Raw genomic sequence first — 22,328 nt, forward strand, 5'->3', positions numbered from 1 at the left:
CTGGTCGTACGGCCTCGGCCTGATGAAGTTCAAGCTGAGCTGCGGTGGCCGCGCGTGGGGCCACCGCGGCGACATCCCCGGCTACGAGACCCGTAACGGCATCACGGAGGATGGCCCACTCCTCGGGCGACCAAAGGCAGTAACCGTCCTCTGGTTCAGCGTGTCGTGGAGAACTCGGCATGATCCGGCGTGTGTCCCACTCCTCTGTGAAGGTGTGACGGCCAGGCACTACTCTGGCGATATGGCTCCCTGGGACAGCACAGAACGCGCCGCGATGGTGGCGCTGCTGCGCTGCACTCCTCTGGAGAAGGCTCAGCATGATCTCGTGCAGCGGATCACCGAAGAGGGCTCTGCTCTGGCGTTGCTCGATGAGCGACTGGGGCCCAGCAACCTGTTCGGTGATCCTGTGTAAGACGCCCTCAACGAGGCGTCCCAAGCGGTCGATGCTTGGGAGCGGGAGGGGATTTCCGTCCTCACTATGGGGGACGAAGGTTATCCACACCGTCTATCCGACGTATTCGACCGGCCGCCGTTGTTGTTCGCTCGGGGAGAGCATGTGGCCGACGATCAGGGAATCGCGGTAGTGGGTTCCCGCTCAGTGTCGAACCACGGTCGACATCTCGCCGGGGAGCTGGCTGAGCGGCTGGTCAAGCGGAACCTTTCTGTGGTGTCCGGACTGGCGGCCGGGGTCGACACCGCCGCGCACCAGGCGGCGATACGAGCCGGAGGGCGTACGGTTGCCGTGATCGGGACGGGGATCAAGGTGGCTTATCCTCCGGCGAACCGTGACCTCCACCGGGAGGTCGCGGAGCACGGTGCGGTTCTTTCCCAGTTCTGGCCCGACAAGGGACCGGATAAAAGACACCTGGGTTCAGGGTGGCCACGCGCAGTCCGCTGCCGCGACGATTCTCCGCGCCGGAGCGGCAGAAGTGACGGTTGTTGTAATCGCTCGGAGACTCAGGTCCGATGGCACGCAGTATTCGGATTTTTGGGGAATGCTCGGCCGCCTGGGAATACACGCTTGAAATCTGCCCTGTCACCGGGAGTTCTTGCCCACGGTGACCAGAGCTCGCTGCGGCGGCTTGCCGTACGGCATGGCCACGGCTCGTGCCTCCCACGCGCGCACGAAACCGTGTCGTCGTTGCCTTGCCGGCGCGGCCAGCCGAACGCGGGATCACGCCTCCGGCCGAACTAAGCGCCGCCGCTGTGGCCGTACACCGTGTCGCCGCACGGTAGGGGGAACGCCCGCAAGCCCAGCCCGTAGCCCATGCCGGAGCCCGCGTCGTGAAGGGTGCGCATCTGCTTGATTGCCGTCTGGCTGGTCAGTTTGCCGCCGAGTAAGGCGTCAAGGAACGTCACCACGTCGGCTGTGGTCGAGACCATCTCGCTGGCGCCGAACTCCAACGACGGGTTCATCCTGGTCACGTCCACCATCACGCTGCCGATGCGGAAGTAGCCCCGGGCGTCGGCGGGGATCTGGGTGGGCGCGAGGGTGGTGAAGGCAGGCGCGAGCGCCAGGGACTTCGTGACGACCATGCTGATCGCGTGGGCGACTCCATGGGGGCGGGGCCGTGCGTTGGGCCGCGTGGTCGTCTGGGAGGCAACAGGTCACAGGTGGCTGTGGGCAGGTCGAAGGGGACCGCTCGATAGTGGCTGTCGAGCTAGTCTGGTCATCCTCCATTTCGGGGGTGTTGGCGAGTAAAGCTCATTAGGGGTGCGTTTGTGGGAGGCCGAGTAGAGTACGGCAAGGCGAGCAGGGTGACCGGTGAGCTCGCCAAGTTCGGAGTTGTCGGCGCGATCGCTTTTATCATCAGCGTGCCAGGGGCCAATGTTTTCAGATATGTGCTTGATTTCGGACCGCTGACCTCGGTGGTCGTGGCGACGTTGATCGGAACCGCTTTCGCGTTTCTTGCCAACCGTTTTTGGACATGGCGTCACGCTGAGCGTTCCGGCCTCGCGCAGGAGTTTTTCCTGTTCGTCGTCTTCAACGCCATCGCGCTGCTCATGCAATTGTTGTGCGTGGGCTTCACGGAGTATACGCTGAAGTTGAGTAATCCTATCGCCCTCAATGTGGCGAACCTGGCCGGTGTGGGGCTGGGCACGCTTTTCCGCTTCTGGTCCTATAAGAAATGGGTGTTTCGTGCCCCGGCGGCGACCGGCGTGAGACCTGAAAGGGAAAAGGCATCGGTCGGCCCTCCGAAGTGAAGGCTGGAGATGATGAGGAGCCGCCAGGGCATGTCGGGTCGGCGGGGTGCGAGCGTCGGCCATGGCCTATCTGCTGTCGGAGGACGCGGGCTTCATCGACAGGGCGGCGGTGCCGGTGGACGGCGTGGGTCGGTGCCGGTGAGGGATCCGAGGAACGCTAGGTCGAGCGGGGAAAGGTGAGGGTGAGGCCGGCGAGGACGGCGAGGGTGCCGAGGAAAGGCGCGAAACCGGGGCTGAAGCCCACGACGGTGAGGGTCAGGATGCCGGCGCCGATCAGGAGGGTGGCGGCGGCGACGGCGGGTAAGCCGGGCTTGCCGTACGGCAGCGCCAGGGGGCGCTCGAACCGCGTGAACCAGCGCAGCAGCGGCCACAGGATGAGGCCGAGGGCCGTCAGCCAGAGGGGCAACCCCGCGAACCACCAGCCGCTCCAGGGGGTGGGGGTGGCGATGCCGAAGCCGATGACGACGACGCCGGTGACGACGGCGAGCGCGGTCATATGCCAGAGGTAGATGGTCATCATGCGGGGGGCCGCCCAGGCGGCGAGGGCGGCGACGCGGGGCGTGGCGGCCTGGCGGACGATGAACGGGCGGAGCGCGAGGGCGAGGCCGATCTGGCCGAAGGCGACCGCGAGAAGGGCGAGGGTGGGCGGCGCCATGTTGGAGATGGCCGCGCCGGGCATGCCGACCATGCTGGCGGGATAGGGGCCGAAGGCCACGAGGAGGGCGGCCGTGCCGAACCCGGAGAGCGCCATGGCCCACGGGCGGTGGCCGGTGCGGCGCAGGCGGCCCTCGGCGTAACGCAGGCCGAGCTGATGGACGGCGAGCCAGACGAAGACGATGTTGGCGTAGCCGAGGGCTTCGACGCCGCTGCTGAAGCGCACCACGTCGGTCACGATGGCTCCGGCGACCAGGGCGACGATCACGCGGGCGCCGTGGCGCCGGTCGGCTTCGAACATGAGCGGCGTCAGGGTCACGGCGACGAGGTAGACGGCGAGGAACCAGAGAAGCTGCCCGGCGAGGCGCGCGGCGGTCGTGACGGGCTGCTCGGGGAGGCCCGCGGCGAGCAGGATGTGGGGGAGCGGCAGCCAGACGGCCGCGAGGGGCAGCAGCGGCCAGGCGAGCCGGCGCAGGCGGGCCGCCAGCCAGGCGGGGCCGCCGTCGGCCGCGCCGCGCCGCCAGGCGATGGCGTTGGCGGCGCCGCCGGCGAAGAAGACGATCGGCATGACCTGGCCGATCCAGGTGATCACGAAGGTGCCGGGGGAGGAGAACGCGTTGCCCGTGCCGATCCTGTCGCCGGAGAAGGCGAGCACGGGCATGGTCCAGTGCTGGAGCACGACGAGGGCCATGCCGAAGATGCGCAGGAGGTCGATGAACGGGTCCCGCCCTCCGCGCGGACCTTCGTCGGAGCCCGGACGCCCGGGGTGCCCCCGGAGGGGCACCGGTACGGCGGAGGCCGGGAAGGACACCACGGCGGAAGCGGCGCGGTCGGCGTCGCGGCCCGTGGGGGATCGCGTGGCGTCGTCCAGACGCGTGGCCGTGTCCGTCGGTGTGGCGGTGTCCAGATGCGTAGCGGTGTTCAGGAGGGTGGGCATGCCTTCGAGGGTTTCAAGGTGCCCCGGCGTGGCGCAGTGAAGCGGGCACGTCTCTTCATGGTGTGACCGCCTCACCCCCCTGGGTAGGGCTGGCACTACCAAGCCGTTGGGTGGGGCTGGCACTACCAACGACACGCCGGTTGGCCGGGTCGTGGGCAAGGCTTGCGACTCTCTACCTTGGGGGACATGAAGTCGCTGCTTCGCCGCACCCTGATCGACAGCCGCTACCTGATCGTCCGCTTCCCCATGGCGATCGTGGGCTTCGCCCTCTTTTTAGTCGGCGTCGCGGCCGGTTTCCCGATGGCCCTTTTCTACATCGGGATCCCCGTGCTCGGGGTGACGCTGCTCGCGGCGAGGGCGTGTGCGGACGCCGAGCGCCGGTGGCTCCCCGAGGTGCTGGGCCGACCCGTGCCCCGTCCCGCATACGCGCCGCCTCCTGCGGGGGCGAAGTGGTTTCGCAGGATGGCCAACCCGCTGACCAGAGGGCAGTTCTGGATGGACCTGCTGTGGACGCTGGTCAACTTCCCCGTGTCGTTGCTGACGTTCCTCCTGACCTTGATCTGGTGGGCGATATCCGCCGCGGCCCTGTTCTATCCGCTCTTCGGGTGGTATCTGGCGTCGCTTCCGGAGGGCAAGGGAATCCTCGAACTGCTGGGCATCAGCGACAGCGTCGCGGCGGAAGTCGGCTTCAACACCCTGCTCGGCTTGATCTTCATGGCGTCCACGCCGTTCGTCATCCGGGGGCTGGCTCTCATGCAGGCCGGGCTCGGCCGGGCCATGCTGTCGGGCAACGCCGACCTGCGCCAGCGCATCGACGACCTGGCCGAAGGCCGCCGCGCCGCCGTCTCCGCCGAGGCCAACGCGCTGCGCAAGCTGGAGCGCGACATCCACGACGGTCCGCAGCAGCGCCTCGTGCACCTGGCGATGGAGCTGTCCCGCGTGCAGCGCCAGCTCAAGAAGGATCCCGCGGCGGCCGAATCCACGCTCGGCGCCGCCATCACCGCGACGCGAGAGACCCTCGACGAGCTCCGCGCCCTGTCGCGCGGCATCGCCCCGCCGATCCTGTCCGACCGCGGCCTGCCCGCGGCCCTGGCCGCCCTCGCCGGCCGCTGCACCGTCCCCGTCGAGCTCGACATCCAGACCGTCGAGCGCTTCCCCGCGGCGATCGAGAACGCCGTCTACTTCGTGGCGGCCGAATCCCTGACCAACATCGCCAAGCACAGCCGCGCCGAGATGGCCGCGGTCAGCCTCTCCAGGACCGGGGACGGACTGCTGCTGACGATCGGTGATGATGGTGTGGGCGGCGCACACGTCGCCAAGGGACACGGCCTGTCCGGTCTGGCCGACCGGCTCCGCGCGGTGGACGGCGAGTTCGCCGTCCAGTCGCCCGTCGGAGGGCCGACGATGGTCATCGCGGAGGTGCCGTGCGGATAGTTGTGGCCGACGACGCCGTGCTCATTCGAGCCGGACTCATCAGCCTGCTCGAAGAGTTCGGCCACGAGGTGGTGGCGGCGGTGGGCGACGGGAAAAGCCTCGTTCAGGCCATCGTCGAACATCGCCCTGATGTGTCGGTCGTCGACGTCCGCATGCCTCCCTCCTTCACCGACGAGGGCCTGCGCGCCGCTGTCGAAGTGCGCGGCCTCGTGCCCGGCGCCCCGGTGCTGATCCTCTCGCAATACGTCGAGGTGTCCTACGCCGACGATCTCCTCGCCGACGCTCGCGGCTCGGTGGGCTACCTGCTCAAAGACCGCGTCGTGGACGTCGACGAGTTCCTCGACGGGCTGCGGAGGGTCGCCTTGGGGGGCACGGTCTTCGATCCCCAGGTGGTGTCCCAACTGATGGTGCGACGACGTAAGAACGACCCCTTGGCCATGCTCACCCCGCGCGAGCGGGAAGTGCTCGGCCTCATGGCCGAAGGCAAGTCCAACCAGGCGATCGGCCGCCAACTCGTCATCAGCGACGGCGCTGTGGAAAAGCACATCCGCAGCATTTTCTCCAAGCTCGACCTCCACGCCGACGACTCCGACCAGCATCGCCGCGTCCTCGCCGTGCTCGCCTACCTGCGCTCCTGACCGCCCGACCGCTCCCCTCCGCACGTCGAGCAGGCGTACGGCAGCGGGCGTGTCCAGACGCGACCAGACGCGACCAGACGCGACCGCCAGTCGCCTACCGAGGCGCAACGGCGGCCCTGCGCGCAGGTCACGTGGATGTCGCCCCGGCACACCGGCCACTCAGGGCGTTCTCGGGTAGCCCGGCTCCGGGGCGCGGAGTTGGTGAACGGCCGGAGCCGTTCGCCCGGGCCGGTCGTTTGCCGGTCGCTTGCCGGTCTCACCGCGGTCGCAGGGCCGGGCGGTGGGTCAGGTGAGTGATGCGCGGTCGAGCCAGAAGTCGAGCAGGGCGCTGTCGCCGAGCACTTCGACGCGGCTGTCGGTCGGCGGCATCCGGCGGTAGCAGACGAGCAGCAGATAGCTCAGGGGGCCGCGCAGAGTGACGCTCGCCGTCGTGTGGCTGCGGCGCCAGCTGAAGCCCTTGGAGTAGAGCTCGATGAGCCATTCGGGGAAGAGGTCGGGGGAGTCGTCCGTGCCGTGAAGGTGGATGGAGCTGTCGGGGCCGCCGCGTAGTTCGGCCATGCGGGGGTTGGCGCCGATGACGCCGGGGTCGCCGAGCATCTCCAGCAGCTCGTCGATGGCGTCGACCGCCACCTCGGGGGCGACGGAGAAGTCGGCGCCCACCGTGATCGCGGTGTCGGCGCGGTGGACGACCAGGTCGTGGGTGGCCCGGCGGGCGAGGTAGTCGGTGCGGGCGGTGAACCCCCACACGTAGGCCTGCTCGTCGGGACCTGTGGCGCGCAACACGGACGCGCACTGCGCCGCCGACTCCGCGAGCCACGCGGCGGCCTCATGCGCGGACCGGGTGACCGCCTCGCCCGTGGCCCCGGGGGCTCCGCTTATGGCTCCGCCGGCCGTAAAGCCGCCGGCCTCACCGGTAAAGCGGTCAGTCCCACCGGTAACGTCGGCGGCCTCGCCTGTGGGGGCGCTGACGTCGTCGACGGGTTGCCCTGTGCGCACGGCGGCCTCGATCACGCGCAGGTTGCCGCCGACGTGGCCGACGAGATCGCCCAGCCGCCAGTCAGGGCACGTCGGCACGGGCACCGCGAGATCGGCGCCGGAGAGAAGCCCGGCGAGCATGCCGGCCTGCGCCACGAGCTCGTCGCAGTAACGCTCGTGCCCCAGAAGAGCCACACTCTTCACCCCCTCTTCCACCCTACTACCGGCCCCGTTCACACGTTCGAATCCAAGCCGCGTGTCGACGCGCACCCAAAGCGCGCGACACGCACAAAGACAGGCGCAAAGAGGGTGTGAAGGTGAAAGGCACGGCGATGCCGCCGTACTGATGCCGCCGTGCCCTTCGTCAGCCGTAGATCAGCAGGTCAGGTTGCTGCCCGGCGTGGTGCCGACGAGCTGGGTGAAGCGCTGGTAGGAGTTGACGCGGCTCTGCACCTGGGCGGGGTTGCGGCCGTTGCATTCGAGGGCGCCGTTGATGCTGCGGATGGTCTCGCCGAAACCTCGGCTGTTGACCATGGCGTCGTGGGCGGTCATGGTGCCGGGGCCGTTCTGGGTGTTCCAGTACCACAGGGCGGTCTTCCAGGCGACGGCGGGATCACGCTCGACGAGGAAGGGGTCGGCGAGGAGGTTGATGCCCAGGGCGTCACCGGCGGCCTTGTAGTTGAAGTTCCAGCTCAACTGGATGGGGCCTCGGCCGTAGTAGGCGGCCTGGCCGGCGGGGCAGCCGTACGGCTGGTTGGCGTCGCAGTAGTGGGGGTAGTTGGCGGTGTTCTGCTCCACGATGTGGACGAGGCCGCCCGTCTCGTGGTTGATGTTGGCGAGGAAGGCGGAGAATTCCTGCTTCTTGATGGTTTCGCTACCGGTGTTGGCGAACGCCGGGTAGGCGCTGAGGGCGTCGGTGAGGCCCTTGTAGGTGTAGAACGAGTTCCTGTTCGGGAACATCTGGTTGAACTGCGCCTCGGAGGGGACGAAGCGTCCGGTCGGGTCCGAGGGGCTAGGGGTGGGGGTCGGCGACGGGCTGGGCTGCGGGTTGTCGTTGCAGACGTAGGGCTCCCAGTACCACGTGCTGACGATCGGGTCGTAGCCCGGGTTCTCGTGCTTGGCGCGGTACTGCCGGTTGTTGGGGCGGTAGGTGACGATGCTGCCGGCCGCGTAAGTGCGTCCCGCCTCCCAGTCGGGGGCGGCCGGACAGGTGGGGTCGGGGCCGGGGCCGCCGGGGCCGCCGCCGCAGGCGCCCTGGTCCTGCCAGACGTTCGACGAGCCGGGGGTCTCGTTCTGGGTCCACCACTTGGCGAGCCAGTTCTTGCCGTTGTGGGAGGCGGTCTTGCCGCCGGTGTAAACGGCGGACGCGCTCCACGGTGCGGCGCATTCGGCGGCTGCGGAGGCCGTGGCGGTGACGGAAAGCGGTATACCGACCGCTACCGCGCCTGCGGCTGCGACGGCGGCGAGGGACACCCTCATGCGGGTCCTCAACACTGGGATCACTCCTTCAGGCGGCGTGTGAAACCGCGGGATCGACGGTCGGACCGATCTGTGGTGGAGACGGCCAATGAATCGGAATTGGTCTATACCAGTCAAGACAAGAGGGGCTTAAGTCTTTTTAAGGGTCTTAATGTGTGGTGTGTGCGGGTTCACGCACGCGACCCGCCGACGAGCCCCCAACGACACCCATGACCCGGAGACCCCGCGCTGACCGCGCTGACGACCGCGCTGACGCCGCCGAACGTTAACCCCCGTCGCCAGGGCCGCGGCCGTGCCCGCGCGGCTTCTCACCCTCTGGGGTGAGAAGCCGCGTCGGGGCCACCCGCCCGCCCCACCTCTGACGGCTACTTTGCGTAGTCATCCGTGGTCCTAGGTCTTGGGGGATTCATGATCACGCAGACCCTGAGAGGAATACGACAAGCACGCAACAAGGACGATCCACCTGACGTCGAGCGGCAAAGCGGCCTGCCGTACCGCATCCTTCTCACCGTGATGCTGGCCGCCCTGCTGGGCTTCGCCCTCGGCGTGGATGAACGGCTGCGCGGCTGGGAGGCGTATATCGCGAGCTATGTCGTCGCGGTGGCCGCACGCACCGAAACCGGGTTCAACATCGTTCACGCCGTCGTGTCGTTCGACCGTGAGACGGGTGAGGCGAAGGGCCTCCAGATCACGCCCGAGTGTACGGCGGCGTTCCTGGTCATCCCGCTGATCGTGGTCACGGCCCTGATCGTGTGGCTGCGCCGTAAGGTGAGCGTCTGGCCGATGCTGGCGCTGCTCGCCGCGGTGGTGCTGCTGGCCCTCACCGACCAGGCCCGCATCCTCACCGTCGTGCTCCTCATCAAGGGGCTCGGCTTCGAGCCCGGCTACTACTGGGGGCACACCATGGTCGGCACGGTCATCAGCGTGTTCGGCATCGGCTGCACCCTTGTCGTATACACCGTGCTCGCCGTCCGCAGAGGCGGGTCCGCTCAGGTGGGGGCGGTGAGCGTCCCATGACGGGTGGCCTCGGCCACGCGCTCGGCCTGACCCAGGCTTTCGCGCTGTTGCTCAGCGTCACCTTCCTCCTCTATGTGCTCACGATCCTGCGCCCCTATGTCAGGCAGCGGCCGGATCCGGCAGGGAACGGCGACGACTTCGAGTGGCACCTGTTCATCCCGTGCCGCGACGAGGAGGTGGTCATCGGAGCGACACTGCGCTATCTCCGCTCGACCTTCCCGAAGGCGCACCTGTGGGTCGTGGACGACGACTCCGAGGACGCCACCGCCCGTATCGCCGGGGCACTAGCTGATCACGACCCCTTCGTCCACCTCGTACGGCGACGCCGCCCCGAGGCCAGGGTCGGCAAGGGCAGCGCGCTCAACACCGCCTACCGCGCGCTGGACGACTGGCTCGGCCCGGAGGCCGACCGCAGGCGGCATATCGTGTGCGTGCTCGACGCCGACGGGCGTCCCGCGGCGAACATGCTGCGCGTGTGCGCGGGTCCCCGGTTGTTCGGCGACGAGTCGATCGGCGCGGTGCAGATCGCCGTGTGGATGATCAACCGCCATGACCGCCGGCCGTGTGCGGACGGCGGGTGGTGGCGCAACCTGATCGGCCGCACGCTGATCCGGATGCAGGACCTGGAGTTCCGGGGGGCGATCTCCGCGATCCAGCTCAGCCGCCGCAAGAGCGGCACGGTCGCGATGGGTGACAACGGCCAGCTCACCCGCCTGTCGGCGCTCGACAAGATCGGCGGGGAGGGGCGCGCCCCGTGGGGCGGCTCCCTGCTGGAGGACTTCGAGCTCGGCGTCCACCTTCTGCTGGCGGGGGAGCGCAACGAGTACACGCCGGACACCTGGGTGGAGCAGGAGGGGCTGTGGTCGTTCCGGCGGCTCATCACGCAGCGCACCCGCTGGGGCCAGGGCACGATGCAGTGCGCGAAGTACCTCCCCGACGTGTGGAGGTCGCGGCACTTCAGCGGACTCGGGGCTCTTGAGGTGCTCTACTACCTGTCCCAGCCGTGGCTGCGGCTGCTCGGCACGCTCATCTACCCGATTCCCCTGGTGCTGCTCTGCGTGAAGATCGTGAACGACCCCGCGGACATGGCCGGATGGCTGCTGCAAGGCGGGTGGATCCTGTTCGCGATCTACGCGGCGTTCGGCGTCCTGCCGCTCCTCGTGTGGGGACCGCTCTATTGGTGGAAATGCGAGCCGGGCATCGGCTTCTGGCGAGGCCTCGCCTACGGCTTCGTCTACGCCGTCTACATCTGCAACTTCTCCATCACGTCCTGGCGCGCCTTCTTCCGCGTCGTGCGCAGAAGGGACGGCTGGGCGAAGACCCGGCGCACCAGCGAGGCGCATACGCGCGGACGCCCGGTGGCCAGCGAGACCTGACCCTAGCGGTGCGACGGGCACTAGCGGTGCCACGGACCCTAGCGGTGCGACGGGCGCGAGAGGGGCCCGGACGTCTGCCGACGTCCGGGCCCCTCTCCTCACTCATCCGTCCGAAGGTATCCGTAGGCCCCGTGTGGGGAGCCTCCCTCAGGACGACCGCCGCAGCCTGACCATACGGATGATCAGCCGACCGCTCAGGATGAGCGTGACACTCAGCGCGATGCCGAACATCACCGGAAAACCGGTGAAAGGCAGCTCGGGACCCCAGCTCCCTACGCTCGCCGCCCCTCCGGCCCCTTCGCCCACCCCGATCACCTTGGTGGTGCTGCCGACTGCACCGTGTCCATGGCCATAGATGCGCACCTCATTTCAGCGAAAATGAGTTCGCCCCCACGGTTACACGGCGTTTTGTCACCAGCCGTGCGCCGCACACGCAGTCACCCCGCAGGGTGAGGGGAAGGCGAAGTCCGCGGGCTGTTCCCCGTGTCCCAGCAGCCACCCGCACGCCTGTACGGCACGGGCCGCCGCATGGCCGTCGCCGTATGCGCAGGCTCCCGCCGTACGGCACCGCGGAGCTCAGGCGCCGTCCAGAAAATCGATATGGGGGTACATGCCGCTGAGGGGCCGTCAGGGGGTGCGGCGCGGGCCGGGCACTTCGTGTGGCCGCGTACTCAGGACCAGGGCGATGGCATGCGCCCTATCCCGGGCGCCTATCTTGCGGAGGATCGCCTTGATATGGCTTTTCACCGTGTCGTGTGCGATGCACAGCCGTCCGGCGATCGTGCGGTTGTCCAGCCCGAGTACCACTTCCTCCAGCACCTCGCACTCGCGCGGGCTCAGACCGAACCGGTCCTGGTGGTTCTCCCATGACGACGTACGGCACCGCCCGATGCGGTCGTCCAGAACCCGTCGCCCCGCCCGCACGCTCTGCAGGTGGAACACCAGGTCCTCCGGCGGTGAGGTCTTCAGCAGATAGCCGGAGGCCCCGGCGTCCAGCGCCGACCGTGCCAGCAGCGGGTCGTCGCGAGAGGTGAGGATGACCGGCAAGGTGCGCGGACTCGCCGCCCTGGTCCAATCGCACAGTTCGAGCCCGTTGCTCCCGGCGATGTCCACCTCGCACAGCAGGATGTCGGGCTTCGTCTTCAGGATGACGTTGCGTGCCTCCGGTACCGCCGACGCGGAGCCGACCAGATCGAACCTCGGTGTCCGGGAGAACACCGCACGGAGAGCCAGGTGAATCAGCTTGGCCTCGTCGGCGATGACGATCCGGCACTCGGAATTCCGTGTGTCGGCGCGTGAGTCCGCGGTATACGTGGCACCGCGTGAGTTCTCGGCCATGACCCCCCTTTCCGGCTCGTGAAGCAATTAGGTGATCAATGTAGTCGCGTGCAACCGTGAGGTTCCGCGACACACTCACCCCCTGGGGTGATTAACCCGCCTTGACTCACCCTATGGAGTGAGGCAGTGGGGCAAATGACATTTCAGCAGCTCAGAGCTCTCCAACCTCCCCGATGGACAGGTGTTGTTCGGGCTCGGCGGCCCGCTACTCCCTCCGGTAGCCTGAACGGCGATGTATAGATTCGTGTTCACGCTGGTCCTCGGCCGCCTCGACCCCGAGGGGGTGCACCACGCGACGGTCCGCGGGCTCGCCCTGCTGTCCCGGGCGCCGCTCGCCAAGCGGCTGCTCCACCGCCGGCTCGCCCCCCGCGACCCGGCTCTGCGCGTCGAGGCGTTCGGAGTGCATTTCCCCGGGCCGCTCGGCCTGGCCGCCGGCTTCGACAAGGACGCCGCGTGCGCCGAGGGGCTCGCCGCCTTCGGGTTCGGGCATGTCGAGGTGGGCACGATCACGGCGCACGCCCAGCCGGGCAACGCGCGCCCGCGCCTGTTCCGGCTGATGCGCGAACGGGCCCTCATCAACCGCATGGGCTTCAACAACAGCGGTGCGCAGGCCGCCGCCCGGCGGCTGCGCAGGCCGCGCGGGGTGCCCGTCGTCGTCGGTGTGAACATCGGCAAGACCAAGGTGGTGCCGGAGTCCGAGGCGGTCCACGACTATGTGGCGAGCGCCAAGGAGCTCGCCCCGCTCGCCGACTACCTGGTGGTCAACGTGAGCTCGCCCAACACTCCGGGCCTGCGCGACCTGCAGGCCGTGGAGCTGCTGCGCCCGCTGCTCGTCGCGGTGAAGGAGGTCGCCGACGGCACGCCGCGGCGCACCCCGCTCCTGGTGAAGATCGCCCCTGACCTGTCCGACGAGGACATCGACGCCGTCGCCGATCTCGCGCTCGACCTCGGCCTTGACGGCATCATCGCCACCAACACCACCGTCAGCCGGGCCGGGGTGTCGAGCACCGAGACCGGCGGCCTCTCCGGACGCCCGCTGAAGGCGCGTTCGCTGGCCGTGCTGCGCCGGCTGCGGGCGCGCGTGGACGACCGCATCACCCTGGTGTCGGCCGGCGGGGTGGAGGACGTGGACGACGTCTGGGAGCGTCTCCTCGCCGGGGCCACGCTGGTGCAGGGCTACACGGGCATGATCTACAACGGCCCGCTCTGGGCCTCCCGCATCCACCGGCAGCTCTCCCGGCGCCTGCGCCTGCGCGGCATCACCTCGATCGGGGAGGTCGTCGGCCGCACCGCTCCGCAGGCGGATACCCTGGGTGGGTAAGTTTCGGATGCCAGGGAGAGTCCCATGAGTGTGGCCACATACACCGTCAGCGGCATGACCTGCGGTCACTGCGTCAGCTCCGTGACCGAGGAGGTCGGTGAGGTCCCCGGCGTCACCGGCGTCGAGGTCGACCTGGCCACCGGCCGCGTCGACGTGACGAGCGACGGCCCGGTCGACGACGGCGCGGTCCGCGCCGCCATCAAGGAGGCCGGCTACCAGGTCGCCTGAGGTTTCGGGCAGACGGGACAACGCAGTGGGCCGGCCCCGGGTTCCGGGACCGGCCCACTGTTATCGATGCCGCAGCGTGTGACGCTGCTGGTTCATCTACTTCTTGGCGGCCTTCTTGGCGCTCGCCTTCTGCGCGGCCGCGCCGCCCTTCATGGCGGTGATGAGCTCGCCGTTGGCGGTGTCACCGCTCAGCTCCCAGAAGAAGGAGCCGCCGAGACCCTCGCCCTTGGCGTAGGTCATCTTGCCGGCGATGGTGGCCGGGGTGTCGTAGCCCCACCACTGGTTGTTGCACTTGGCGTAAGCCGTACCACCGATGGTGCCGGTCGAGGGGCAGCGGTCCTTGAGAATCTTGTAGTCCTCGAAGCCGGGCTCGTAGGTGCCGGGAGCGGCATCGGTGGCGGTGCCGCCAGGCGCGTCCTGGGTGACGCCGGTCCAGCCGCGGCCGTAGAAGCCGATGCCGAGGAGCAGCTTGTTGGCCGGGACGCCCTTGGTCTTCAGCTTCTGGATCGCGGTGTCGGAGTCGAAGCCGGCGATCGGCTGGCGGTCGTAGGGCCTCAGCGGCGAGTGCGGGGCCGTCGGGCCCTGCTTCGCCCAGGCGCCGAAGAAGTCGTAGGTCATGACGTTGTACCAGTCGACGTACTGCGACGCGCCTCCGTAGTCGGCGGCGTCGATCTTGCCACCGGGAGTGCCGTCAGCCGTGATGGCGGCGGTCACGAGGTTGTTCTGGCCGAACTTGGCGCGCACGGCCTGCATCAGGTTCTTGAACGAGGCCGGGCCGCTGGTGTCACAGATCAGACCGCAGGCGTTGGGGTATTCCCAGTCGATGTCGATGCCATCGAAGACGTCCGCCCAGCGGGGGTCCTCAACCAGGTTGTAGCAGGACTCGGCGAAGGCGGTCGCGTTGCGCGAGGCGGCACCGAAGTTGTTGGACCAGGTCCAACCGCCCACGGAGAACAGGACCTTCAGGTTCGGGTGCTTCGCCTTGAGCTTGCGGAGCTGGTTGAAGTTGCCGCGCAGGGGCTGGTCCCAGGTGTCGGCGACCCCGTCGACGCTCTCGGCGGCGGTGTAGGCCTTCTCGTAGTCGGCCCAGCTATCGCCGATGATGCAGCGGCCGTCGGCGGACACGTTGGCGAAGGCGTAGTTGATGTGGGTCAGCTTCGCCGCGGAGCCACTCGTGTCAATGTTCTTGACGTGGTAGTTCCGCTGGTAGATGCCCCAGTTGACGAAGTAGCCCATGAGCTTGTCGCCGGGAGGGGGCGGCGGGCCGTCGTTGGTGCGCACGGTCACCGGGTCGCTCGGGTCGGAGCTGTTGCCCGCGGCGTCCTTCGCCTTGACGGTGAAGGTGTACTCCGTGTTGGGGGTCAGGCCGGTCACCTTGTGGGTGGTGCCGGTCGCCGTCGCGATGGGCGTGGTGCCGGTGCCGCGGAAGATGTCGTAGCCGGTGACGCCGACGTTGTCGGTCGAGGCGTTCCAGGCCAGGTCGACGGTGGTGGTGGACTTGCCGGTGGACCGCAGGTTGCCCGGCTTGCTCGGGGCCGTCGGGTCGTTGGTGCCGTCCTGGTCGGTCTTGACGATCAGCGGTCCAGCCGCCGCTGAGGCGTTGCCGGCCGCGTCCTTCGCCTTGACGGTGAAGGTGTACTCCGTGTTGGCGGTCAGGCCGGTCACCTTGTAGGTGGTGCCGGTGGTGACCGTCGCGATCGGGGTGGTGCCGGTGCCGCGGTAGATCTCGTAGCCGGTGACGCCGACGTTGTCGGTCGAGGCGTTCCAGGCCAGGTCGATCGTGGTGCTGGTCTTGGCCGTGGACCGGAAGTTGCCCGGCACCGAGGGTGCGGTCGGGTCGTTGGGACCGCCGCCGTCGACGACCTTCCACAGGGCCGGCACGTTGGAGGGCTCCCAGCCGACCAGCGAGGTGTGGTTCTGCCGGCACTCGTACTCGACACCGTTGTAGGTCACGCGGGTGCCCACGGTGTAGGCGGTGTTCGGCGCCCAGGGGGCGGCCGCGGCCATGACGCTCTTGACACCCGTCATCGCGAACGCGGTGCTGGGGGTGAGTGCGGCCGCGGTGAGTGGCATCGCCAGCACCGCCGTCGCCGCGACGAACTGCTTGAGAGTTCTACGCTTCATGTGTCCTGCTCCGACATCCTGTATCGGGGGGTGGATGGGGGGTGGGAGCTCGTAACTATTAGGAAGGTTTCCTGTCTATTTCGAGGAGAACTTAACCTTAGGCTGCCGGATCGGTCAACGATGAAGGGCCGGAACGGGCGCAACCATAAAGACCCTCGGACCAGCACGACAGGCCGACTCAACCCCTGAAATGGGGCTTTGTCAGTCAGACCCGAAAGTCGCCCTAAGAAAGTTTCAGCTCCCCTTAAGGCTCTCGTAGCCCCCCGGACACATGTACGGCGGAGCCCGAAGACCGGGCCCCGCCGTATCCGCGTGTGCGGCGTGCGTCACATGCTTACATGCTCGGACGCGTGGAGTCGGCGTCCAGCGTCATCTTCTCCAGCCGCGCCATGACGTCCTGGATGTCGATCACGCCCGGCCGGTGCCTGCGCCGCCCCGCCCCGCCCCGCTGCCACGGGTGCGGACCCGCGAGCGGGCGGTATTCCACACCCATGGCATCCAGCCTCGCCAGATGCCCCACCAGGCGCTCCCGGAAGTCCGGCTGCCGACCCGACCAGGCGATCTCCGCCAAGGCTGCGCCACGCGGCCACGCCCGATAGTCGAGCGTGCGGGCGTCGGGGATCCGCTCACTCCACAACTGGAACTGCGTACCGGCGATCCGCCCGAGCTCCTCCTCCGACCAGTCCTCCGGCGCGGGCTCGTAGGCCACGACGTCGTCCACCGTGATCGTCTCGCCGATGCCGAGCGGCTCCGCCTCGGACCCCGCCTCGATGTAGTCGAAGTAGGTCGGGAACACCGGCGTCTGCACCACCTCGTGCCCTGCCGCCGCCACCCGGCGGGCCACACCGGTGCCGCGCCACGGCATCACGACCGTGTCGTCCCGCAGCATGCCGCTCACGAACGCCTCGTCCCACACCACCGCGCGGCTGCCGCGCTCGGCGAGGGCGTCGGCGAGCCGCCGCAGGAACCACGCGTGGAGGTCGCCCGCGCTCTCCAGCCCGAGCGTACGGCCGAAGGCCATGATCTCCTCGGACGCCACCCAGTCGTCCAGCACGCACTCGTCCCCGCCGATGTGCACGTACGGCGTGGGCCCGAGCGCCTCCAGCAGCTCGTCGAAGATCGTGATGAGGAAGTCGATCGTTGCGGGCAGCGGCGACAGGATGGCGGGGGAGATGCCCCACCGGCCGAGGACGGCGTAGTCTCCGGCCTTCGCGCCGAACGCCGGGTAGGCCGCCAGGATGGCCGAGGCGTGGCCCGGCACGTCTATCTCGGGCACGACCACGACCCCGCGGGCCCTCGCGTAGGCTCCGATCTCCGCCAGGTCCGCCAGCGTGTAGTAGCCGCCGTGGGGGACCTCGTCGTAGGTCAGCTCCTCGCCGTAGTGGCTGCTCGCCGTACGCGGACGGTGCGACCCCACCTCGTGCAGCAGCGGGTAGGCGCGGCTCTCGATCCGCCATCCCTGGTCGTCGACAAGGTGCAGGTGGAGCCGGTTGAGCTTGTGCGCGGCCATGTTGTCGATCATGCGGAGCACTTCGCGCTTGGGCTGGAAGTGGCGGGACACGTCCAGGTGCACGCCTCGCCACCTGAACCGGGGGGCGTCCTCGATCCGCACGTGCGGGACGGTCCACCGGACGCCAGGCAGCGGGCTCGTCCGATAGGCCGCCGCAGGCAGGAGCTGGCGCAGCGTCTGGGCCGCGTAGAACGCTCCAGAGCGGTCTCCCGCCTCGATGCGCACGCCGTTCGCGTCGACCGTCAACGTGTACGCCTCCGGGCCGAGCTCCACGGCGAGAGACACGTCGATCGTGCCGGCCTCACCCGGCCGGGGGTCGAGTACGGCGAGCGCCAGCCGTACCGCGTCGACCAGGTCGGCCGGTCCCGAGACCGGGGGGGTGAGGGCAAGTTCGTAGGATCCCTGCTCGGAGTGCACGACACGCGGGCGCGGCAGCAGATCAGTCATGGATAAAGCATGCCAAATGACAGTCTGTTTCCCCCGGTTTCGCCCAGTTTCATTACGTTCCAAATCCCGGCCGGGTGCTGATTCCGATCCCTGACCAGCGCCAATGCCCCTCGACGAGGTGAGGCCTGAACGCGCGCCCATGGACACGGTCTCGCTCGATATATGAGACCAGCTCGTCCGTTACTTGAGATAGTTTTGTATGCCGTTGGCCAAAGACTCCGCCAGCTTCTGCCGGAACGCCGCGGACTGGAACTTGGCCGCATCACCCGGGTTCTTCATATTGCCCGCCTCGAAGAGCACCTTCGGCACGGTCGACAGGTTGAGTCCGCCGATGTCGCTGCGGAAGCTGAGGGCGTCCGCCCCGATGTAGGTGGAGTAGGGGAGCCCGGTGCCCTTCCGTACGGCGTCGCGCACGTCGATGCCGAGCCGCTTGGACTTGCCGACCACAGGGTCGACCGGCCCGTTGATCTTCTTCGGCAGGATCACGTGGAAGCCCTTGTTGGACGGCGCCGAGCCGTCGGCATGCACCGACAGCACCGCGTCGGCCTTGGCGGCGTTGCCGATCGCCGCCCGCTTGGTGATGCACGGGCCGACGCCGTTGTTGCCCTCGCGGGTCAGGGTGACCTTCGCCCCCTTCGCCTCAAGGATCTTGGCCAGGCGCTGCGACACATCCCAGTTGAAGGCCGGCTCGGTGTAGCCGCTCGCCGTCTCGGTGCCTGTCGTGTCGCAGGCCTTCTTCTGCGTGATCACGTTCACCTGGCGGTTGATGACATCGGGATGGCGGTAGTTGGCGCCGTTGTGCCCGGGATCCACCACCACGATCTTGCCGGCGAGCGGCCGCTGCCGCATGGTTCCCCCGGAGGCCGACGTCTGTCCCGATGTCTGTGTCTGTCCTGATGTCTGCGCTGTGCCCTGGGCCGCCGGGGCGACGGCGGCGTGTGCCGGTCCGCCGGTCCGCACCTCCTGGGCGGCGGCGCCACTGGTGCCGCAGGCGGTGGTGGCCAGCCCCAGAGCCAGGATGCCTGTTGTCGCAAGTGCTCGGCCGATCACGTGCATCCCCCTCGGTTGGAAACATGCGGTTCGTCCTGGCGTGCAGGACGAACACACACATCCAACCTTACGGAAGTCCGCGGAGCCGGGTTTCAGGTCTTGTCACCAGATGTGCTCGCCGACGTCCTGCCTGGCGAGCAGCGCAGCCAGTTCCCTCGCGTCCTCGGCGTCCAGCCCCAGCACCACCCGGGGGCGGCCCCACGGGTGGTCGATCGAATGCGCCACGTAACTGGCCACGGATTCCGCGCTGCTCTCGCCGCTCCCGCCGCGGGCGGCACGCCAGTGTGCCCAGCCACGCTGGAGTTCGGCGGCGGCGCGCTGGGCGCAGGACACGAGTTCTGGATCGCGCATGACTGTTGCTCCCGTCTCAGGTCATGACGGCCCGAGTCAACACCAGCCTGAGACGGGTCTTTCAGAGCTTGACCCAGCTTTGGCCAGGTCTTAGCCCATCAGTAGCGCGCGTCAGATCACTGCGGGACGGCACCCGTGCTTCGCCGTACGATGAGCTGCGGGGTCACCTGCCGCAGCCTGGCGACCTTGGCCGGATCGCCGATGCGGTCGCTGAGCAGGGCGGCGGCCGAACGCCCCATGGAGCGGCGGGGCTGGTCCACGGTGGTGAGCGAGATGTGGTGAACCGCCGAGAGATGGGTGTTGTCGTAGCCGACCACGGAGAGGTCCTCCGGGACCGACAGCCCGAGCTCGGTGGCCGCCGTCAGCACACCGAGGGCCACCACGTCGTTCGCGGCGAAGATCGCGGTCGGCCTGGGGTCGCGCGCGAGCAGCGCGAGCGCCGCCCGCCGCCCGCCCTCCTCGCTGAAGTCGCCGTGCTCGACCATGATGTACGGCGCGAGCGCGTGCCTGCGCATCGCCACCAGGTAGCCCTCGCACCGGAAGCGCGCCGCCGAGGAGCGGGCACCCTCGATGTGGGCGATGCGCCGGTGGCCGAGTTCGACTAGGTGGTCAACGGCGAGGCGGGCGCCGAGCTGGTCGTCGTCCACCACGATGTCGACGCTGTCCAGCTCGATGTCACGTTCCCCTACGACGACCGTGGGCGTGTAGGACGTGGCCTCGATCAAGGTTTCGCTGGTGGGGGCGATCCCGAGGAGCACAAGGCCGTCGACCCGCAGTTCGAGGAACGCCTCGACGGCTTCGTCCTCGAACGCCGGGTCCCACTGGCTGTTGCCGATCAGCAGCCGGAGTCCGTCGCCGTGCAGGCTCTCCTGCAGGCCGTCCAGGAACTCCGCGTAGAAGGGGTTATGCAGGTCGGCCACAAGCGCTCCGACGAGATGGGTTCGTCCCTCGACCAGGCTGCGGGCGACGGCGTTGGGACGGTAACCAAGCTCCCGGGCGGCCGTAAGCACCGCTTGACGGCGGTGCTCACTGACGTGTGGGGACCCGCGCAGCACTAAGGAGACCAGCGATTTGGAGACGCCGGCTCGTTCGGCCACGTTGCGAATGGTGGGGCGCGGTCGTGGGCCGAAGCCGTCAGACGTCACAGGAGCGGCACGCTCTTGGCCATCTCGAGCGCGCGGTGCTGTGGTGTTGACTGGCGGTCCTGACATGAGTCTCCCCCGCGATGTGTGGATGGGCACCTGTCACACCAAACGATCGAGTTCGGCACAGGGTACGGCCAGGTGCCAGAGAAGCCGGGTTTTTCGGCGACCCTGACCCCTGTTCGGGGTGCCCGCCGCGGGATGGCGACGTCGGGAATCGGCGCCGGGAGACGGCGCGAGCCGTACCGCGAAAGCGTGATCGACTCAGCGTTCGCCGGCACGGCGGTGGCGCCGGTCTCCCGTATGTCAGAGGGTTGAATATGGGGACGCCAGGCCGCCGACCTGGGAAGAGTGCGGGGGGTTCGATGAGGGGCGCGCTCGTGGTCGGGCTGTGGGGCGGCCTGCTGCGGCGCTGTGGGAGCGTTCCTGTGAAAGGCCCGTGGAGGGGGCTGGGAACGGCGGATGAGAGAGGCGAATCAGTTCGCCGGGCCAAATATTAGAGTTTTTCCATCTTTCGGGCTTGAGGGGAAGGATGGCGCCGGGCGGGCGGCGCCAACTCCCCGTCTCTGCGGTGTGATGGGCTGTCGTCACGCCGGTGGACCATGGGGCGCGCGGCCGGTTGACACCGGCGCCCCCAAGTCCACCTGAACCCCCCTAGGCCCGTGACGACCTCGATCTCACTCCGAGCGCTGCTGCGGAATGCCCGCGAGCAGAGCGCGCACCTCGGTCTCCCGGTAGCGTCGGTGACCGCCGAGGGTGCGGATGGACGTCAACTTGCCCGCCTTGGCCCACCGCGTAACGGTCTTGGGGTCGACGCGGAACATGGTGGCGACCTCAGCCGGTGTGAGCAGTGGCTCGGCCTCGGGTGTACGAGCTGACATTTGTGCGGCCTCTCCTCCGTGTGGACCGCTAAAGCGATCCTGCGACTACCATTGCGCTTGTCACGGATGTCCCCTTATGGCCCTGTGCGTGCGGCTTTTCCGGACCATATGCGGCATCACCCGATGTGACCATACAGCCACGCAGAGCGATTGGCGAGCCCCTTCTTGGGCTCAACTCCCTGCCTACGCGGCGTTGTCACGCTCGGTGATTCTAGCGACACGTTTCGTGGTATCGCAGTGAAAACGGCAAACTACTCAGTTCGCAGATGCGCGATGTGTCATCGCCTGACCCGCCGATGCAGGTCAGAACGTTTCTTTGGTGCTCAGTTGGCTGATTCCAGGATCTGGATTGACCTCCACCGGAGGATCACCCTCTGATACATGGCGAAGGCAAGTTCTTCCTGACCAGTGTCCAAACCCGTGAGAGCGGCGGCCAGCTCGGCCACCGACTGATCCGAACGCAGGGCCTCGTCGTCCATCAGGTGGACCAGCCCGCCGTAATCCAGCTCAACCAGCGAGTGAGGGTGGAACTCCTCCAGCCAGCGCGCCACATCCTCCACCTCGGCGACCCTGGCGACCTCGCCCACATGCCTGCGGGTCACCTGCAGGGCACGGGCCACGCGCCGCCGCGCTTGCGACATCGACGTGACGTAGATCAGGTTGCGGGTCGGCGTCATGGTGGTCGCGCCGTCGTGCTGCTCGCCCTGGCTCCCGAGGACAAGCCACCTCTCGGCGCCGTCGAACGGGGTGAACCACGAGGTCGGCACGTGCCAAGTCGAGGTACGGATGTTCGTGCGCAGCGCGGAGGCGTCGCCTCCCCGCTTGAATCCGTCGAAGTCGTCGGCCGTCTGCTCGGCCACCGACTGCGGCACGAGCCGGTTCATCAGCTTGGAGGGCGTGCTGCCGCGCAACTTGGAGAACGCCAGCCACGAGCGCAGCCTGCTCTGCCACGGGCACACGTAGAGCACGTTGTCCACACGCCGCAGGTAGGCGTTCGGGCTCTCCTCGCGCGGGGCCGGCACGGGGGGAAGGCTCAGCATCCGCCGTACGGACTCGCCGTGCTCGACCCGTAACGCGCCGGCGCGCCGGGGACGGTCGGTGGAGTCCGCATAGGCTGACCACGATTGCCGCTGAGGCTCCGGGAACGCGCTCAGCGGCTCATAGACGCGAAGGTACGCGGCGTAGGGCAGCACGAACGCATCGTGTCATGAAGAACCCCAT

General features: G+C 68.4%; 21 protein-coding genes and 1 pseudogene. 9 read left to right on the plus strand and 13 right to left on the minus strand.

Translation table 11 applies throughout. From position 1 onward, the window contains the following. Positions 1-241: 241 nt before the first annotated feature. Both BLQ73_RS32735 and BLQ73_RS35115 read left to right on the plus strand, forming a co-directional pair. Positions 242-412, plus strand: coding sequence for a hypothetical protein (locus BLQ73_RS32735; protein WP_176955644.1), 171 nt, complete (start codon positions 242-244; stop codon positions 410-412). Positions 413-478: 66 nt separating this feature from the next. Then, positions 479-853 (plus strand): annotated as a pseudogene (locus BLQ73_RS35115) (DNA-processing protein DprA); the annotation flags it as partial. 338 nt (positions 854-1,191) lie between these two features. On the opposite strand, the gene BLQ73_RS24235 reads toward BLQ73_RS35115, so the two are convergent. Next, complete coding sequence (locus BLQ73_RS24235) at positions 1,192-1,542, minus strand: serine hydrolase (RefSeq protein ID WP_275936317.1); 351 nt, start codon at positions 1,540-1,542, stop codon at positions 1,192-1,194. Between the two features lie 216 nt (positions 1,543-1,758). Here BLQ73_RS24235 and BLQ73_RS24240 point away from each other — a divergent pair, with 216 nt between their 5' ends. Beyond that, positions 1,759-2,205 carry a GtrA family protein gene (locus BLQ73_RS24240; protein WP_218125997.1) on the plus strand — a complete coding sequence of 149 codons (447 nt, stop codon included), beginning with the start codon at positions 1,759-1,761 and terminating at the stop codon, positions 2,203-2,205. 157 nt (positions 2,206-2,362) lie between these two features. Here the strand turns inward: BLQ73_RS24240 and BLQ73_RS24245 are convergent, their stop codons facing one another. Beyond that, entirely contained in the window at positions 2,363-3,796 is a 1,434-nt protein-coding gene (locus BLQ73_RS24245) for an acyltransferase family protein (protein WP_143020414.1), read from the minus strand. A gap of 186 nt (positions 3,797-3,982) precedes the next feature. On the opposite strand from BLQ73_RS24245, the gene BLQ73_RS24250 reads away from it, so the two are divergent. Both BLQ73_RS24250 and BLQ73_RS24255 read left to right on the plus strand, forming a co-directional pair. Then, positions 3,983-5,230: a sensor histidine kinase gene (locus BLQ73_RS24250; protein WP_093173698.1), complete on the plus strand. Its 1,248-nt coding sequence runs from the start codon at positions 3,983-3,985 to the stop codon at positions 5,228-5,230. Continuing rightward, positions 5,221-5,868 (plus strand): LuxR C-terminal-related transcriptional regulator, encoded by a 648-nt coding sequence (locus BLQ73_RS24255; protein ID WP_093173700.1) that lies wholly within the window; start codon positions 5,221-5,223, stop codon positions 5,866-5,868. Before BLQ73_RS24250 ends, BLQ73_RS24255 begins: the two co-directional genes overlap by 10 nt. A gap of 285 nt (positions 5,869-6,153) precedes the next feature. Here BLQ73_RS24255 and BLQ73_RS24260 read toward each other — a convergent pair whose 3' ends face one another. Together BLQ73_RS24260 and BLQ73_RS24265 are read right to left on the minus strand one after the other, a co-directional pair. Beyond that, on the minus strand, positions 6,154-7,038 hold the full coding sequence (locus tag BLQ73_RS24260) for a maleylpyruvate isomerase family mycothiol-dependent enzyme (RefSeq protein WP_176955645.1): 885 nt from the start codon (positions 7,036-7,038) through the stop codon (positions 6,154-6,156). Positions 7,039-7,218: 180 nt separating this feature from the next. Continuing rightward, positions 7,219-8,337, minus strand: a complete 1,119-nt coding sequence (locus tag BLQ73_RS24265) for a glycoside hydrolase family 19 protein (protein WP_245691340.1) — start codon at positions 8,335-8,337, stop codon at positions 7,219-7,221. 393 nt (positions 8,338-8,730) lie between these two features. On the opposite strand from BLQ73_RS24265, the gene BLQ73_RS24270 reads away from it, so the two are divergent. Beyond that, on the plus strand, positions 8,731-9,339 hold the full coding sequence (locus BLQ73_RS24270; RefSeq protein WP_093173704.1) for a hypothetical protein: 609 nt from the start codon (positions 8,731-8,733) through the stop codon (positions 9,337-9,339). Further along, positions 9,336-10,715, plus strand: a complete 1,380-nt coding sequence (locus BLQ73_RS24275) for an XrtP-associated glycosyltransferase (RefSeq protein ID WP_093173706.1) — start codon at positions 9,336-9,338, stop codon at positions 10,713-10,715. Before BLQ73_RS24270 ends, BLQ73_RS24275 begins: the two co-directional genes overlap by 4 nt. A 147-nt stretch (positions 10,716-10,862) precedes the next feature. Here BLQ73_RS24275 and BLQ73_RS32740 read toward each other — a convergent pair whose 3' ends face one another. Together BLQ73_RS32740 and BLQ73_RS24285 are read right to left on the minus strand one after the other, a co-directional pair. Beyond that, positions 10,863-11,078, minus strand: coding sequence for a hypothetical protein (locus BLQ73_RS32740; RefSeq protein ID WP_093173708.1), 216 nt, complete (start codon positions 11,076-11,078; stop codon positions 10,863-10,865). A 264-nt stretch (positions 11,079-11,342) separates the two neighbouring features. Continuing rightward, entirely contained in the window at positions 11,343-12,053 is a 711-nt protein-coding gene (locus BLQ73_RS24285) for a LuxR C-terminal-related transcriptional regulator (protein ID WP_093173710.1), read from the minus strand. A gap of 232 nt (positions 12,054-12,285) precedes the next feature. Between BLQ73_RS24285 and BLQ73_RS24290 the strand changes: the two genes are divergently transcribed. Both BLQ73_RS24290 and BLQ73_RS24295 read left to right on the plus strand, forming a co-directional pair. Beyond that, positions 12,286-13,374: a quinone-dependent dihydroorotate dehydrogenase gene (locus BLQ73_RS24290; protein WP_093173712.1), complete on the plus strand. Its 1,089-nt coding sequence runs from the start codon at positions 12,286-12,288 to the stop codon at positions 13,372-13,374. Positions 13,375-13,398: 24 nt separating this feature from the next. Then, positions 13,399-13,602: a heavy-metal-associated domain-containing protein gene (locus tag BLQ73_RS24295; protein WP_093173714.1), complete on the plus strand. Its 204-nt coding sequence runs from the start codon at positions 13,399-13,401 to the stop codon at positions 13,600-13,602. Positions 13,603-13,698: 96 nt separating this feature from the next. Here BLQ73_RS24295 and BLQ73_RS24300 read toward each other — a convergent pair whose 3' ends face one another. The 7 genes from BLQ73_RS24300 to BLQ73_RS24330 form a co-directional block, all read right to left on the minus strand. Then, the gene (locus BLQ73_RS24300; protein WP_245691341.1) at positions 13,699-15,726 is read right to left on the minus strand and encodes a glycosyl hydrolase family 18 protein; all 2,028 of its coding nucleotides are present in this window, start codon (positions 15,724-15,726) and stop codon (positions 13,699-13,701) included. 334 nt (positions 15,727-16,060) lie between these two features. Then, the gene (locus BLQ73_RS24305) at positions 16,061-17,683 is read right to left on the minus strand and encodes a beta-N-acetylhexosaminidase (RefSeq protein WP_093173716.1); all 1,623 of its coding nucleotides are present in this window, start codon (positions 17,681-17,683) and stop codon (positions 16,061-16,063) included. Between the two features lie 180 nt (positions 17,684-17,863). After that, positions 17,864-18,733 carry an N-acetylmuramoyl-L-alanine amidase gene (locus BLQ73_RS24310; protein WP_420820037.1) on the minus strand — a complete coding sequence of 290 codons (870 nt, stop codon included), beginning with the start codon at positions 18,731-18,733 and terminating at the stop codon, positions 17,864-17,866. Between the two features lie 102 nt (positions 18,734-18,835). Beyond that, positions 18,836-19,084, minus strand: a complete 249-nt coding sequence (locus BLQ73_RS24315; protein ID WP_093173720.1) for a hypothetical protein — start codon at positions 19,082-19,084, stop codon at positions 18,836-18,838. A gap of 116 nt (positions 19,085-19,200) precedes the next feature. Continuing rightward, positions 19,201-20,295 carry a LacI family DNA-binding transcriptional regulator gene (locus tag BLQ73_RS24320; protein ID WP_093173722.1) on the minus strand — a complete coding sequence of 365 codons (1,095 nt, stop codon included), beginning with the start codon at positions 20,293-20,295 and terminating at the stop codon, positions 19,201-19,203. 608 nt (positions 20,296-20,903) lie between these two features. Then, positions 20,904-21,107 carry a developmental transcriptional regulator BldC gene (gene bldC, locus BLQ73_RS24325; protein ID WP_013133571.1) on the minus strand — a complete coding sequence of 68 codons (204 nt, stop codon included), beginning with the start codon at positions 21,105-21,107 and terminating at the stop codon, positions 20,904-20,906. Between the two features lie 323 nt (positions 21,108-21,430). Next, positions 21,431-22,300 (minus strand): DUF8083 family protein, encoded by an 870-nt coding sequence (locus BLQ73_RS24330; RefSeq protein WP_093173724.1) that lies wholly within the window; start codon positions 22,298-22,300, stop codon positions 21,431-21,433. Between the last annotated feature and the right edge of the window lie 28 nt (positions 22,301-22,328).

This window comes from Sinosporangium album, assembly GCF_900100605.1.
GTDB classification, from domain to species: Bacteria; Actinomycetota; Actinomycetes; order Streptosporangiales; family Streptosporangiaceae; genus Sinosporangium; species Sinosporangium album.

Bases quoted from the DNA above. Each gene is read 5' to 3' on its own strand.
- BLQ73_RS24245 (WP_143020414.1), bottom strand. From the start codon at position 3,796: ATGCCCACCCTCCTGAACACCGCTACGCATCTGGACACCGCCACACCG.
- BLQ73_RS32735 (WP_176955644.1), top strand. From the start codon at position 242: ATGGCTCCCTGGGACAGCACAGAACGCGCCGCGATGGTGGCGCTGCTG.
- bldC (WP_013133571.1), bottom strand. From the start codon at position 21,107: ATGTCAGCTCGTACACCCGAGGCCGAGCCACTGCTCACACCGGCTGAG.
- BLQ73_RS24250 (WP_093173698.1), top strand. From the start codon at position 3,983: ATGAAGTCGCTGCTTCGCCGCACCCTGATCGACAGCCGCTACCTGATC.
- BLQ73_RS24275 (WP_093173706.1), top strand. From the start codon at position 9,336: ATGACGGGTGGCCTCGGCCACGCGCTCGGCCTGACCCAGGCTTTCGCG.
- BLQ73_RS24300 (WP_245691341.1), bottom strand. From the start codon at position 15,726: ATGAAGCGTAGAACTCTCAAGCAGTTCGTCGCGGCGACGGCGGTGCTG.
- BLQ73_RS24285 (WP_093173710.1), bottom strand. From the start codon at position 12,053: ATGGCCGAGAACTCACGCGGTGCCACGTATACCGCGGACTCACGCGCC.
- BLQ73_RS24315 (WP_093173720.1), bottom strand. From the start codon at position 19,084: ATGCGCGATCCAGAACTCGTGTCCTGCGCCCAGCGCGCCGCCGCCGAA.
- BLQ73_RS24270 (WP_093173704.1), top strand. From the start codon at position 8,731: ATGATCACGCAGACCCTGAGAGGAATACGACAAGCACGCAACAAGGAC.
- BLQ73_RS24290 (WP_093173712.1), top strand. From the start codon at position 12,286: ATGTATAGATTCGTGTTCACGCTGGTCCTCGGCCGCCTCGACCCCGAG.
- BLQ73_RS24320 (WP_093173722.1), bottom strand. From the start codon at position 20,295: ATGTCAGGACCGCCAGTCAACACCACAGCACCGCGCGCTCGAGATGGC.
- BLQ73_RS24305 (WP_093173716.1), bottom strand. From the start codon at position 17,683: ATGACTGATCTGCTGCCGCGCCCGCGTGTCGTGCACTCCGAGCAGGGA.
- BLQ73_RS24295 (WP_093173714.1), top strand. From the start codon at position 13,399: ATGAGTGTGGCCACATACACCGTCAGCGGCATGACCTGCGGTCACTGC.